Source organism: Catenovulum sp. 2E275 (assembly GCF_025515275.1).
Classification (GTDB): Bacteria; Pseudomonadota; Gammaproteobacteria; order Enterobacterales; family Alteromonadaceae; genus Catenovulum.
Genome location: NZ_JAOPFU010000071.1, coordinates 1 through 13,016 on the forward strand (window position 1 = coordinate 1; position 13,016 = coordinate 13,016).

Sequence of the window (13,016 nt, forward strand, 5' to 3'; positions counted from 1 at the left end):
TCAAACCAATATGATGCAGTAGTGGAAGCGCTGTGAAGCTCCCGAAGGGCCGGGCTAAAAATGCCTGATACTGCGCCAAATTGTTTTGATGTAGAATGACTATACCTACAACAATTTGTTTTGTCTCATGCATTTTTTTCTCCGGCTGAAATCAAGCATCTTGAGATAGCACGGGTATAAATAGCTGCTTATTTTCTATATTAAGCAGCTCAAACCAGCCATTTGGGGTATTTACTAGCGTGCGCTCATTTAATTGAAACCACTGCACTACAAACCCTTGTGTTTGCCCTGCAAACCAAAATACGGCTACTTTATCCGGCTGCTGGTTGGTAAATGGCTGGCTTTGATCTGGCATTAGGGTTTTAACTTCAAGCGACTGCCAGTTAACCATAATTTGCTGAAGCTGCTCCGTTGATAAGTTTTTTTCCGGCACACTGCGCCAACCTCGGCCAACCCGTTCAATTGATATGCCAGGCAAATCTAAAGTTAATATGAGTTCTGTTGCGGGTAGCAGGTTTTTTTTGATCATTGATTTGTCGGTATTATCCAGCAGCTTATGGTGCAATCCATTAAATAAAAAGATCATAAACAAGGTCGAAAATATCAGAACATTATTCCAACCTCTGCGGCTTAAACTAAGCATACTGTTAACTCATAAAAAAGTGATATTGGTTAATGTAGCAAAATACAGGTATAAAAAAACCCGGCATAGCCGGGTTTTTCAAAACAGTTTTCTAAAAAAGCTTACTTGATTTTAGCTTCTTTGAAGATAACGTGTTTACGAACTACTGGATCAAATTTTTTGATTTCAAATTTGCCAGGCATGTTCTTTTTGTTTTTGTCGGTAGTGTAGAAAAAACCAGTACCGGCACTAGAAACCAATCGGATCTTATCGCGCATATTCAGGCTTCCTTATATTTTGATACCGTTTGCACGGATATCTGCTAATACTGTATCAATACCTTTTTTGTCAATGATACGCATACCTTTTGTGGATACACGCAGTTTAACAAAACGGTTCTCACTCGCTACCCAAAAACGGTGCGATTGTAAGTTTGGTAAAAAACGACGCTTAGTAGCGTTGTTAGCGTGTGAACGGTGGTTACCGACTACAGGCTTTTTACCAGTTACTTGGCATACTCTAGACATTGCTGTGTCTCCAATACTTAATCCTGAGCTTGCTGACTCAAGAAAAAATTGTTTGCGTACCCTGATTCAAGAGGGCGCATTTTATACATGAGACAGGCTATTGAGTCAATCTTTTTCTTGTTTTTGGATTAAAAATTGCTGTTTTTTACAACAATCCGTGTTCGGCAAAAGAAAGCACCTCGCCATCACCCACTATAAAGTGATCTAACACCCGAATATCAACCAAAGCTAAAGCTTGTTTTAAGCGCTCGGTAATGGCTTTATCCGCCTGACTTGGTTCGGCAATACCAGAGGGATGATTGTGGGCAAAAATCACCGCAGCAGCTTGTTTAGCTAAGCACTTTTCGACAACAACTCTGGGGTAAACCGATGCGCCGTCTATTGTGCCGTAAAACAAAGGTGCAAACTCAATTACTCTATGCTGGTTATCTAAAAATAAACAGGCGAATATCTCGTGTGGTTGATCGCGCAAATGCGCTTTTAAAAATTCGCGGCAGGCTGCAACCGAGGTTAACGCATCGCCTTTTTTTAGTACCTCTGCTAAATAGCGTTTACTCATTTCAAGGCAAGCTTGTAGTTGAGTAAACTTTGCAGCACCTAAACCTTTAGCTGAGCAAAACTGAGTGAGATCGGCCGCTAATAATTTACGTAAACTGCCAAACTCACTTAATAATTGCTGAGCAAGCTGTACTGCGCTACAGCCTGTCACGCCGGTGCGTAAAAAAATCGCCAGTAATTCTGCATCGGTTAATGCTTGTGCGCCTTTAGCCAGCAGCTTTTCACGCGGGCGCTCTGTTGCAGGCCAGTCTTTTATACTCATCTTATCTTCCTGATTAACTTGTGATCCCAAGCACATTTTAAAAAAGTATAGTAAACTGCGGTTTAATCGCAAAATAACCCTATTTTGAGCCTAAGATTATGAGCTTATTGCAAAATAAAAAAATATTGCTGGGCATATCCGGTGGCATTGCAGCCTATAAATGCGCAGAGTTAACTCGGCGGTTAGTTGAGCAAGGTGCGCAGGTTCGGGTCGTTATGACCCCCGCAGCGAAAGCTTTTATCACTCCATTAACCATGCAGGCAGTTTCTGGTCATCCGGTGAGTGATGATTTGCTTGATCCGGCTGCTGAAGCGGCAATGGGGCATATTGAATTAGCCAAGTGGGCGGATTTAATTTTAATTACGCCAGCTAGTGCAGATTTAATTGCCCGTTTAGCTCAGGGCATGGCAAATGATTTATTAACTACCTTATGCTTGGCAAGTGCCGCGCCTACTGTGGTTTCACCTGCAATGAACCAACAAATGTGGGCAGCACCAGCAACACAACGTAATATTGAGCAACTAAAAAAAGATGGTCGTTTTATTATTGGTCCGGGTGTAGGTGAGCAAGCTTGTGGTGATGTGGGGGCTGGGCGAATGCTTGAGCCTAACCAGATTATTGAGCATTTACCGGCATTCTTTTTACCTCAGGTTTTACAAGGTAAAAAGTTATTAATAACCGCAGGGCCTACCCAAGAAGCGATTGACCCGGTGCGTTATATTTCTAATCACAGTTCAGGCAAAATGGGTTATGCTTTAGCTAGTGCTGCAATGCAATTGGGTGCACTGGTCACTTTAGTGAGTGGGCCTACCGCGCTTGAAAAACCGGTTAATTGCGAACTTATTGCGGTTAAAAGCGCTAAACAAATGCTTGAAGCCTGTCAGCAAGTTGCTCATCAAAGCGATATTTTTATTGCCTGTGCGGCGGTTGCCGATTATCAAGTTGCTGATGTAGCTGAACAAAAAATTAAAAAGACACAACATCAGTTAAACCTGCAACTTACCAAAAACCCAGATATTTTAGCCAGCATTGCCCAACAGCTAGAAAAGCCATTTTGCATTGGCTTTGCAGCTGAAACGCAAGATGTAGCTCATTACGCTAAAGATAAAATGCAACGTAAAAATTTAGATATGATTATTGCTAATGATGTATCTAATCAGCAAATTGGGTTTAACAGCGATCAAAATGCGGTAACAGTTTACTGGCAAGATCAGGAACAGAGTTTTCCGGCGACAGATAAAAAAGAGCTGGCAGTAAAATTGCTACAACTGATAGCTAAACACTATACTCAACAAGTCTAATAATAACTAACCTAAGAAAGATACGACAATGCAAAAACGCGGTAACAGAAAACAGGAAATTTTAGAAGCTTTAGCCAATATGCTGGAAACGAATCCGGGGGAGCGGATCACGACAGCGCGTCTAGCTAAAGCCGTTGGGGTGACAGAGGCGGCTTTATATCGCCATTTTCCAAGCAAAGCCAGAATGTTTGAAGGTTTATTGGATTTTGTCGAAGATACTTTATTCAGTCGAATTAATAAAATTTTAGAAGATGATAAACAATCGGCTGGACGCTGCCTTAAAATTTCACAACTCGTTTTATTATTTGCCGAACGTAATCCGGGCATTTCCAGATTATTAAGTGGTGAGGCATTAATGGGCGAGCAAATTAGATTACGCACCCGGGTGAATAATTTATTTGACAGGATTGAAACTCAACTTAAACAAGTTTTACGTGAGCGCCCAATGCGCGAAGGTAAAGATCTGCCGTTTGCCGAATTAGTGATTGCAAACCAGATAACCAGTTGGCTTGAAGGCCAAATCAGACAATATGTTCGTTCTGATTTTCAGCATAAACCATCAACCCATTTAGCTCAGCAATGGCAAATTTTTCAAACTTCAATTTTTCAGCAGTAACTCGGCTTAGTGCAAGTTATTGTCTGAGCTTTTTGTTATTGGCTTGCAATGATCAGCCAGTAAATGAAGTGTTGTACCAGACTCATACCGATAATGGGGCGTACGCCGCAGATTTATCTGTGTATGGTCAATTTGCTGCGGTAAGCTCAAATCAGGGGGTGCGGTTTTGGGATATTAAAACCGGCCTGCCTAAATATTTATGGCAACATGAGCCTAACCAGACAAATCAGGTTGGCATTGTTAAAATCAGTTTTGATAATCAACTTGTATTAACCGCAGATAAACAAAGTTTTGCGTTGTGGAATATCAACACAGGGGCAAATAAAGGTTATTACAAAATAGATGATGCCAATATCGTAACCGCGGCAGTGAGTAAACAGGGTCATTTTGTTGCTTTGGGCTTACTGAATGGCAAAATATTGCATATCGATATGCAAACCGGTCGCAGAATAGAATACTTGTCCCATCAGGACAGAATCAGTGCGCTCGAAATGTCGGCCAACGGCCGCTATATCTTATCCGGTGATTATGCAGGAAAAGCGATTTTATGGGATACACAAACGGCACAAAGCCGATTTGAATTTAATCATAACGGACGAATTAGCCAATTAAGCTTAGATAATCAAGCCAGATTTGCCTTTACCGCCAATAGTACTAATGAATCTTGGATTTGGGATTTAACCACCGGCAAGCGCTACAGCCAGTTAAATTATATTGCCCGCCAGCAGATTTTTACCGCAGTTAAATTTTCTAATAACGGAAAATTATTAGCCACAGGTGCACCTAACCAAAAAATAAAAATTTGGTCGGTTGAATCTGGGGAGTTAATTGCCGAGTGGCCTTTTGATGCCGATCATTTTGCTGCCACTGTGCTCGACTTTGCATTTAGCGAAAACGATAAACTACTCAGTGCTGAAACCAGTTTTGGAGCATTGCAAACATGGGAGCTTAGCTTCTAAGCCGAATACTTTAAAAAATCGACTGATGGCGCAAAAAAAGCTGCGCCGGTTTCGGCTCTGGTGTAGTTTAACAGCCGATCAAAATATTCCGATTCAACCCCCAGCCTGCTGGCTAAAATTTGCTCAAACGCAATTGGCGTATGGCAACAAGCAATCGCAAATAAGCCCTGCATTTTCATCGTGCCATACGGCATGCTTTGATTTAAATACTCTATTGGCTGGTTATACTCGTCAAATAAATGAGTAGTTTTATAATGAGATGACGGTTCTTGATCGGCTAAGAGCTGATTATTTGTTTTTGACCTGCCAATAATTTTTTCTTGCTCTGCAAGGCTTAGCTCATTCCAACTACTTAATAAATGGCGGTATCTTTGAATATGGATATAACTGCCACCAGCAAAATCTGGGTCTTGGTATTCACTCACCAAAGCAACTTGCTGGCGCTTCACGCCATGTGGGTTATCTCCACCCTCAATAAAGCCGGTAAAATCACGGCCATCTAAATATCTGAAACCTTTTACTTGTTCTTGTAAATGTACCGAGTCGCCAAATAATAAACAAAGGTGAGTGCCGACGAGATGATTTACATCTACTCGGTCGGAGCGAATTTGAATAAATAAATCGTAAGGTGTTACTGGCGCAATATGATTGCCAGATTTAAAGTTTGGGAAGTCAGTTAGTTGTTCTGGTTTGTGGCTACCATATAAAGTGAACCAATATTCAGAACCTATTGCGGCAAAAGCAGTCAGCTCTGATTCAGAAAAGTCTTGAGAGAATTTTTCTATCGTGAGTTGAAACTCAGCTAAAATTTTTCTTATTTTATCTTCAAAACCAGCTTGTAATTTAAACAGCAAGTACAAACTGTGCAGATTTGCTTCAGCTAAAACTCCACGCTGAAATTTCGCCATAAAACAACACCTTAAAATCAAAAAGTATAATTAAAAACAGTTTTATTCAAATTAACATTCAAACAAAATAAAAATTTAACCAAATCGACATAGAGCTATCCTGAAAATTATGTATAATTTAGTTAACTCTGATTGTAAATTCTTCAAGGCCAAGAAAAAATGCTATTAAACCGAATCAATTCGAGCCTACTGCTGACAGGATTAAGTTTTTATCATATTTCCTCAGCAAATGCGTTTGGCTGGCATCATGGATTAGGATTTGGTTTTCATCAATACTCATCACAAGCAGAAATTAGCTTTGAAGATACAAACGGTCAACAAAATAGTCAAATTGATACTGAATTTTCATCTGAATCATCTAGCCAGCAACTTGATAGCTTATTTTCAGCTGAAGGCTACTCCACCAACCATAAATGGTTAATCGAATATTCCATTTCTCAATATTCGCTAGAAGATGAACGGTCTAACGAACTTAGCTATCGCTTAACGGGTTTTAATGCCAACCTTTTTGTAGGTCATAATATTTTTGAAGTGAATAATAATATACGCTTGTACGCTTTATTAGGGGCACAATATCAGAAACAAAATTTTAGACCTGTAATAAATGGTATGAGCGGGCAAAAAATTTCTACCTCTGAGTTTTCTCCAATGGCTGGGTTACAATTAGATATTCCATTTACTAAATACTGGGTTATGCATTTAAAAGGAAATGCGGGAATTAACTCTGACAATCATTCAGCGAGTTTAGGTATTAACTTTAGGGCTAGTCGTCATTGGACATTATTAGCTGAATATCAAACCCGCCAACTTGAGTTTATAAAAGCCAGTCCTACACAAGCAAATTATTATCATTTTGATGGTGATTTAGACCGCTTTTCGATTAAAGCAGTTTTAATTTGGTAATTTTTTAGGATTATTTACCATACTTAATTATTATCTGTTAAATTAGAGTCCATTAAGGCTTTTGACTACATTATTATAACAATATGTTTGTTACCAATACTCATATATTGTTTTTTCAAATAATTAATCAAAAACGCATTTGATATACAAACGCAGATAAATATTGTGCATTCTACTAGTCGCTTTTAGTAAAAGCCTTTGTAACTAAAAATAACATAATTTTTCGATACCAAATAATGTTGCTTGAACATCATATAAATCAATTAAAAAAAGCTCAGCTGTTGTCAGGCAAAAGCTTATCTACAATTCCTCCTATGGCGAGTGCTATTTCAAAACGTATAGCTAAATTTCGTCAGGACTATTCTAAACAAGTCGGAATGGCTAAAACTTTCTTTGCTGAATATCAAGAACAATTAACAGCAAAAGCCAAGTATAAAAAAGCGATTAAGGCGTATCAGGAGCAAATTGATTTAATTGAAAATTACCGCAAAGAAAAAGGAAAATACCCCAAAATTAAAAACCAACCCTCAACGGAGCGCTATTTAAGAAAGCTTTATCATTTTTATGATAAAGCTTTAAATGATTTTCGTGCTTTTGAAAGAAAGATCTTAGTTTTACAGGCAGAGCGTTATCAAAACTTAGATCATTTAGTTGATCAAATATTAGACTTATTAGATGGGCAGCGTATTTTCAGTCAATTTTTAGGAACGATTGCATTATCTGTCCCTTCTCCAGAAGAAAAGGTTCGCCATGTTCGTAATGAAAAAAACAAGCCCATTTTTATTACAGCATTAGCAATTGCCTTATTTGAAGAAATTAGAACCAAGCATAATGCAGAGCAAATCCACCCATACTTGGCTAAAAAGCTTCAAGAAATATTCCCACCAGAAAACCCGTTCAATCTAATGGTTGATAAGCACGAAGAAGAGCAAAAACCAAATGTGATGCCTATAGAGATTAAAATTGCTTATCGTGAAGAAATTTTAAAGCCATTAGCAAAAGCTTGCTTGTTGCAATCCATTGGAACTTATAGCCCTGAAGTCGAAGCGTTATTTGGGAATGATAGATATCGGATGCTTTCTCCTGATGAAAGAGAGTCTTTACTTAAATTAAATCGAGAAAAAACAGCTGACTTTATAAAAATTGGAATTGGTATACCCGCAACCCGTTTTGATACTAAAGAAGCAAGAGCTGAATTTATTCAAACCGAAGCTGAAAAAGTCCAATTTATTTTAGATATTCAGTCTAAGCTCAGCCAAATACAAGATCCTCTGGGAGATTTATTACGTATCCCAATGGTGTATACATCAATTATTTTGTCAACCAAACCCGAGTTTGATTATAAACAGATTTACACCGCATTTGATACTTTAGAACAAGGTGCTCAGGATAATATTTACCACCCTGAATATATCCATTTGTTTAACTGTATGGTTGGCAGGTTTCCATTGGGGAGTGGTATATATTTTATACAACAGGAAACTGGAGAAATAGAACGAGGGATTGTCTCTTCTTTATATCCACAAAACCCAGATGAACCTATTTGTAAACAAATTACTCGTAGACAACTTCAATTCTTATGCCAAACAGAAGTGGTTATAAGTAGCCCCAGTAATTTATATTTTGAAATTAGTAGAGCAAACTGCCATTACGAAAGCGATTATTTTAAAACACGTTTTCCAAATGGATTTATTTGGAATGCAAGTGAATTGTGGGAAGTACAAGTGCCGGCAGTCAACTTTTGGAAAAAAGATGGCACAATAAAGTATAATGAACTGTTTAAACCTTTAGATTACGACACATCCGAATAAATCTAAGCTAATATAGAAAGGTAACTCAAGCTTAATTCAAAGGATGCCAGTGGGTTTCACTTTTCAAACAAACTTCCATACTAAGCCTGAAAACGTGGAAGAAGAGAACTATCGCCGTTATTACATACTTGCTTTAGTCAGCTTGTTTGGCTTATGTGTCCATTTATCTCTTTTATTTATATTTTACTTACTAAATATAACACCTCTTACCGTTCTAAACATATTAAGCGTTTTTATATGGACTAGTGCTTTTATAACAAATAAAAAGGGTAAGCATGATCTTGCTATTCATTTAATTACCTTTGAAGTTGTTTTTCATTCTGTTGCAGCTGTTTATTATCTAGGGCTAGAAACTGGCTTCCAGTTTTATCTATTATCAATTGCAGCGCTTGTTATTATTTTCGCAAGATTTAAGCCGTTACTATCTATTGGTTATAACTTAATGATCATTTCCATATTTGCCAGCTTATACTATTTACCGGAACATACCTTATACAATCAAGGAGTAGAAAAATGGTTTCCGTATGTCCATTTTATTAATATTTTCATTGCTAACTTGCCTTTATCTATCACTTTATTGATGACACTTAAACTAACCTTAAAGCAAGAAACTAGGTTAAGGCACTTAGCTGATAAAGATGAACTTACCAATCTATATAACCGAAGGTTTGCTAGGAATGCTTTAAATTACCTGATTGCAGCTAATCATAGGAATAAAACACCACTTATAATTGCACTTGCTGATGTAGACTATTTTAAAATGGTTAATGATCAATTTGGGCATGAAGAAGGTGATAGAGTTTTAATCGCAATAGCTGATTTATTGGCTAATAATTTTCGACAGGCAGATCTTATTTGTCGTTGGGGAGGAGAGGAGTTTTTAATTATATTACCAGCAACCTCTTTACATGAAGCCCAAAAAAAATTGGACGATATACGTAAAAAGATCACGACTAACATTAAAACATTACCGGTTCAGCCCTACACTATAAGTATGAGTTTTGGTGTGAGTGAATATCATGCAAGTCTTGGATTAGACAAAACAATTAAGCTGGCAGATGATGCGCTATACCAAAGTAAAAAAAATGGGCGCAATCGAGTTACAGTAGCCAATCATTTAAGTTATGAGAAGGTCAACCCATACTCAAAATCCGCAGACTCAGAAGATAAGTTATCTTTATCCGGTAAAAGAGTAGAACAATGAATATACGTTTTTTTAAACAGTTTAACTTTAAACACCTTCCCAGCTCTGTGGCTGAAAGTGATATTAGACGCTTTTTTACTTTTTCATGGATTAGCTTAATCGGCTTAACTATCCATTTAACTCTTATTATTTTATTTTTATTACTAGGTGCATTATGGCTAGCAAAGCTTAATTTCATCAGTTCTATTTTTTGGATTTTGGCTATTATATTTAACCATAAAGGACAACATAAATTAGCTATTCATATAATAGGCTGGCTGATATTTTGTCATGCAATCATTTTAGTATCCCAACTCGGTTTAAATAGTGGGTTTCAATTTTATTTATTTACGGTATCAACTTTAATTGTATTCCATTCACTATTTAAACCAAGCTTATCAATGCTTTATAACGCTATTATCACTATTAGTTTTGCTAGCTTATATGTAGTATTCAAAAGCACAGAATTTCAATATCCTTATCCTGAAATACAGCCATACTTGCACTTTATTAATATTGTTTTAGCTGTTTTACCGCTCTCTGCTATTTTAATTAAAGTTGTACAATATACTAAAGATCAGGAAGAGCAGTTAAAATATCTAGCGAATAAAGATGAATTAACCGACTTATATAACCGCAGGTATACCAATAATGAGCTTAAAAAACTCACCAAATTAGCAGAGCGCGGGCGTAATGAATTATGTATTGCGATAGCTGATATCGACTTTTTTAAAAAGGTAAACGATAAGTTTGGTCACGAAGAGGGTGACAATGTACTGGTTGATGTAGCTAATTTATTTAAACAAGCATTTCGTCAGACCGATATAGTTTGCCGTTGGGGCGGTGAAGAGTTTTTAATTGTTTTACCCTCAACTCAAATTGATAATGCGCAGCAAAAAATTGAGCTAGTCAGACAAAAAATAGCGGATGATATAAAAGTAACGCTATGCAACCCGCCACATAATATAACAATGAGTTTTGGTTTAGCTCAGTATGATGAAAAGTTGGGGCTAGATAATACCATTAAGCTTGCGGATCATGCGCTTTATCAAAGCAAACATAATGGCCGCAACCAAACCAGTATCGCCACAGCCGAAGATTTAGCCGCGCTTAATCAATAATTTTTATAACCGCACTCAACTTGGTTTAATTACAACGTATTAATCAAAATACAACGCAAATTTAGGGGCAAAATAATGCAGTTACCACCACAAGTGGCAAACAGCTTAAAACAGGTATTTGGATTTGATCAGCTAAGAAGTGGACAAAACGAGGTGATTGCCAATTTATTAGCCGGAGAGTCCTCATTAGCCGTTTTCCCAACTGGTTCGGGTAAATCCCTATGTTATCAATTAACGGCTTTACACCTGCCTAATTTAACCTTAGTGGTATCCCCTTTGTTGGCATTAATGAAAGATCAGCTCGATTTTTTAACCGCCAAAGGCATAGCCGCAGCCAGTTTAGATTCTACTTTAACAGCTGAGCAATATCAGCAGATTATGGCAGATGTTAAAGCTAATAAAATCAAAATATTAATGGTTTCAGTTGAGCGCTTTAAAAATGAAAGATTTCGCCGTTTAATTGAATCTGTTCCCATTTCTATGCTGGTGGTTGATGAAGCGCACTGTATTTCTGAGTGGGGGCATAACTTTAGGCCTGATTATTTAAAACTGCCGCAATATAAAACTGAGCTAAATATCCCACTGACGTTATTATTAACGGCTACAGCCACCAACAAAGTTAAGTTGGATATGGCACAAAAGTTTTCGATTAAACCAGAGCATATAGTGCAAACTGGTTTTTATCGCTCCAACTTAAATTTACAGGTAATGGCCATTGCTGAGCGGGATAAAAAACAACAATTATTAACGATTCTTCAGCCAAAAATAGAGCAGCAGCAAGCCGGTATTATCTATGTCACCTTGCAGCATAGTGCAGAACAAATTGCTGAGTTTTTACAAAGTAGGCAAATTAATGCTCAGGCTTATCACGCAGGGATGGATAATGACAAACGAGCGCAAATTCAGCTTGATTATATGACTAACAAAATTGATGTTGTGGTTGCGACCATTGCGTTTGGCATGGGCGTAGACAAAGCGAATATCCGCTTTGTTATTCACTACGATTTACCTAAATCAATTGAAAATTATAGTCAGGAAATTGGCCGCGCCGGACGAGATGGACAAAACTCAGACTGTATTACACTGGCCAATTTAGATAGTTTAACTACGCTCGAAAATTTTGTTTATGGCGATACGCCAGAGCTAAGCGGAATTGAAATTTTTATCTCGCAATTAAAAGAGCAGGCCTATCCAAAAGGTATGGATACGCTTTGGGATATGCATATTTATGAGCTATCCAATCAAACCAATATTCGCCAGCTCCCGTTAAAAACTTTACTAGTTCAGCTTGAACTACAGGGAGTATTAAAACCCTTGTATAGCTATTTTGCTGAATACAAAATTAAATTGTTGGCTGAGCAAGCGGATATTCTTGCTCGATTTAACCCAGATCGTCAGGCGTTTTTAAGTCAGATTTTTAACGCAACTGAATTTAAAAAAACATGGGGTGTGGTTAATTTTGAAGCATTGCAAACGGTTTTACCCAATCAAAGAGACCGGATAATTGCCGCGCTGGATTATTTAACTGAACAAGGGTTAATTGAGCTGCAAACCCGTTTAATGACAGAGGTTTATCAACTCAACTTAAATGCGCTTAATCAACCGCAACTGGCTGAACAACTACACAGCTACTTTATTGATAAAGAACAAAAAGAAATAGCACGTATTGCAACCTTAATTCGCTTTTTTGAATTGGATAAATGTTTAAGTGCTAATTTGGCGGCGTATTTTGGTGATACTTATTTTAAACAGGCTGATGCACCACAAAGCTGCGGCCATTGTTCAGTTTGTCAGGGGCAAGTAGCCAAACTCAATTATTCACAGCAAAAAAATTGGCCGGACGATCAGCAAATCACAGATACGGTTCAAAACTTAAACGCTTACCTTGATGAAAAAGGCGAAACTGTGTCAGACGAATCTATCTGCCGCTTTTTAACGGGTATTAGCACCCCATTATTTGCCCGCACCCGAGTTAAAGCTAATGTAAAAGGTTTTGGCCTATGCGAAGCTCACCGCTTCGCCGACATCTTAAATAAATTAAAAGAATTAACGTAGGTCAAATAAGCGCGTAACTGACGTTTGAAGATATTAATTATTGATTGGGTGTTGGCTTTGCAAGTTAAAACGGTTTAATGTGAGCTATCATTCAGTTTTCGTAGGTTGGGTCGAGCGAAGCGAATCCCAACAATCGAATTTAATAGTGCACGATCTAATATTTATTCTATAACTATATAACAGGCTGATT

At 37.6% G+C, this 13,016-nt stretch carries 13 protein-coding genes; 8 read left to right on the plus strand and 5 right to left on the minus strand.

What is annotated here, in order from left to right:
- Window positions 1-151: 151 nt before the first annotated feature.
- From N7931_RS18365 to radC, 4 genes are all read right to left on the minus strand, one after another.
- A complete protein-coding gene (locus tag N7931_RS18365; protein WP_262795802.1) occupies window positions 152-643 on the minus strand; it encodes a hypothetical protein in 492 nt (163 codons plus the stop codon).
- A 101-nt stretch (window positions 644-744) separates the two neighbouring features.
- Window positions 745-900: a 50S ribosomal protein L33 gene (rpmG, locus tag N7931_RS18370; RefSeq protein WP_262795803.1), complete on the minus strand. Its 156-nt coding sequence runs from the start codon at window positions 898-900 to the stop codon at window positions 745-747.
- 12 nt (window positions 901-912) lie between these two features.
- Window positions 913-1,149 (minus strand): 50S ribosomal protein L28, encoded by a 237-nt coding sequence (rpmB, locus tag N7931_RS18375; protein WP_262795804.1) that lies wholly within the window; start codon window positions 1,147-1,149, stop codon window positions 913-915.
- A 145-nt stretch (window positions 1,150-1,294) separates the two neighbouring features.
- Window positions 1,295-1,969, minus strand: coding sequence for a RadC family protein (radC, locus tag N7931_RS18380; RefSeq protein ID WP_262795805.1), 675 nt, complete (start codon window positions 1,967-1,969; stop codon window positions 1,295-1,297).
- Between the two features lie 98 nt (window positions 1,970-2,067).
- Here radC and coaBC point away from each other — a divergent pair, with 98 nt between their 5' ends.
- The 3 genes from coaBC to N7931_RS18395 are packed head-to-tail and all read left to right on the plus strand — an operon-like array spanning window position 2,068 to window position 4,845.
- The gene (gene coaBC / locus N7931_RS18385; protein WP_262795806.1) at window positions 2,068-3,270 is read left to right on the plus strand and encodes a bifunctional phosphopantothenoylcysteine decarboxylase/phosphopantothenate--cysteine ligase CoaBC; all 1,203 of its coding nucleotides are present in this window, start codon (window positions 2,068-2,070) and stop codon (window positions 3,268-3,270) included.
- A 28-nt stretch (window positions 3,271-3,298) separates the two neighbouring features.
- A complete protein-coding gene (slmA, locus tag N7931_RS18390; protein ID WP_262795807.1) occupies window positions 3,299-3,886 on the plus strand; it encodes a nucleoid occlusion factor SlmA in 588 nt (195 codons plus the stop codon).
- On the plus strand, window positions 3,850-4,845 hold the full coding sequence (locus tag N7931_RS18395; RefSeq protein ID WP_262795808.1) for a WD40 repeat domain-containing protein: 996 nt from the start codon (window positions 3,850-3,852) through the stop codon (window positions 4,843-4,845). The genes slmA and N7931_RS18395 overlap by 37 nt, the downstream gene beginning before the upstream one ends.
- Here the strand turns inward: N7931_RS18395 and N7931_RS18400 are convergent.
- Window positions 4,842-5,753 carry a Dyp-type peroxidase gene (locus N7931_RS18400; protein WP_262795809.1) on the minus strand — a complete coding sequence of 304 codons (912 nt, stop codon included), beginning with the start codon at window positions 5,751-5,753 and terminating at the stop codon, window positions 4,842-4,844. The genes N7931_RS18395 and N7931_RS18400 overlap by 4 nt on opposite strands.
- A gap of 159 nt (window positions 5,754-5,912) precedes the next feature.
- On the opposite strand from N7931_RS18400, the gene N7931_RS18405 reads away from it, so the two are divergent.
- The 5 genes from N7931_RS18405 to N7931_RS18425 all read left to right on the plus strand — a co-directional run bounded on the left by N7931_RS18405 (window position 5,913) and on the right by N7931_RS18425 (window position 12,826).
- Window positions 5,913-6,656: a hypothetical protein gene (locus tag N7931_RS18405; protein ID WP_262795810.1), complete on the plus strand. Its 744-nt coding sequence runs from the start codon at window positions 5,913-5,915 to the stop codon at window positions 6,654-6,656.
- 236 nt (window positions 6,657-6,892) lie between these two features.
- The gene (locus N7931_RS18410) at window positions 6,893-8,467 is read left to right on the plus strand and encodes a hypothetical protein (protein WP_262795811.1); all 1,575 of its coding nucleotides are present in this window, start codon (window positions 6,893-6,895) and stop codon (window positions 8,465-8,467) included.
- A gap of 49 nt (window positions 8,468-8,516) precedes the next feature.
- Window positions 8,517-9,671: a GGDEF domain-containing protein gene (locus N7931_RS18415; protein ID WP_262795812.1), complete on the plus strand. Its 1,155-nt coding sequence runs from the start codon at window positions 8,517-8,519 to the stop codon at window positions 9,669-9,671.
- Window positions 9,668-10,771: a GGDEF domain-containing protein gene (locus N7931_RS18420; RefSeq protein WP_262795813.1), complete on the plus strand. Its 1,104-nt coding sequence runs from the start codon at window positions 9,668-9,670 to the stop codon at window positions 10,769-10,771. The genes N7931_RS18415 and N7931_RS18420 overlap by 4 nt, the downstream gene beginning before the upstream one ends.
- 75 nt (window positions 10,772-10,846) lie before the next feature.
- Window positions 10,847-12,826: an ATP-dependent DNA helicase RecQ gene (locus N7931_RS18425; RefSeq protein ID WP_262795814.1), complete on the plus strand. Its 1,980-nt coding sequence runs from the start codon at window positions 10,847-10,849 to the stop codon at window positions 12,824-12,826.
- The last annotated feature ends 190 nt before the right edge of the window (window positions 12,827-13,016 follow it).

What these genes read in the sequence shown, in the direction of transcription:
- N7931_RS18365 (WP_262795802.1), bottom strand. Translation starts at nt 643, where the DNA reads ATGCTTAGTTTAAGCCGCAGAGGTTGGAATAATGTTCTGATATTTTCG.
- N7931_RS18420 (WP_262795813.1), top strand. Translation starts at nt 9,668, where the DNA reads ATGAATATACGTTTTTTTAAACAGTTTAACTTTAAACACCTTCCCAGC.
- N7931_RS18395 (WP_262795808.1), top strand. Translation starts at nt 3,850, where the DNA reads ATGGCAAATTTTTCAAACTTCAATTTTTCAGCAGTAACTCGGCTTAGT.
- N7931_RS18425 (WP_262795814.1), top strand. Translation starts at nt 10,847, where the DNA reads ATGCAGTTACCACCACAAGTGGCAAACAGCTTAAAACAGGTATTTGGA.
- rpmG (WP_262795803.1), bottom strand. Translation starts at nt 900, where the DNA reads ATGCGCGATAAGATCCGATTGGTTTCTAGTGCCGGTACTGGTTTTTTC.
- N7931_RS18410 (WP_262795811.1), top strand. Translation starts at nt 6,893, where the DNA reads ATGTTGCTTGAACATCATATAAATCAATTAAAAAAAGCTCAGCTGTTG.
- slmA (WP_262795807.1), top strand. Translation starts at nt 3,299, where the DNA reads ATGCAAAAACGCGGTAACAGAAAACAGGAAATTTTAGAAGCTTTAGCC.
- radC (WP_262795805.1), bottom strand. Translation starts at nt 1,969, where the DNA reads ATGAGTATAAAAGACTGGCCTGCAACAGAGCGCCCGCGTGAAAAGCTG.
- coaBC (WP_262795806.1), top strand. Translation starts at nt 2,068, where the DNA reads ATGAGCTTATTGCAAAATAAAAAAATATTGCTGGGCATATCCGGTGGC.
- rpmB (WP_262795804.1), bottom strand. Translation starts at nt 1,149, where the DNA reads ATGTCTAGAGTATGCCAAGTAACTGGTAAAAAGCCTGTAGTCGGTAAC.
- N7931_RS18405 (WP_262795810.1), top strand. Translation starts at nt 5,913, where the DNA reads ATGCTATTAAACCGAATCAATTCGAGCCTACTGCTGACAGGATTAAGT.
- N7931_RS18400 (WP_262795809.1), bottom strand. Translation starts at nt 5,753, where the DNA reads ATGGCGAAATTTCAGCGTGGAGTTTTAGCTGAAGCAAATCTGCACAGT.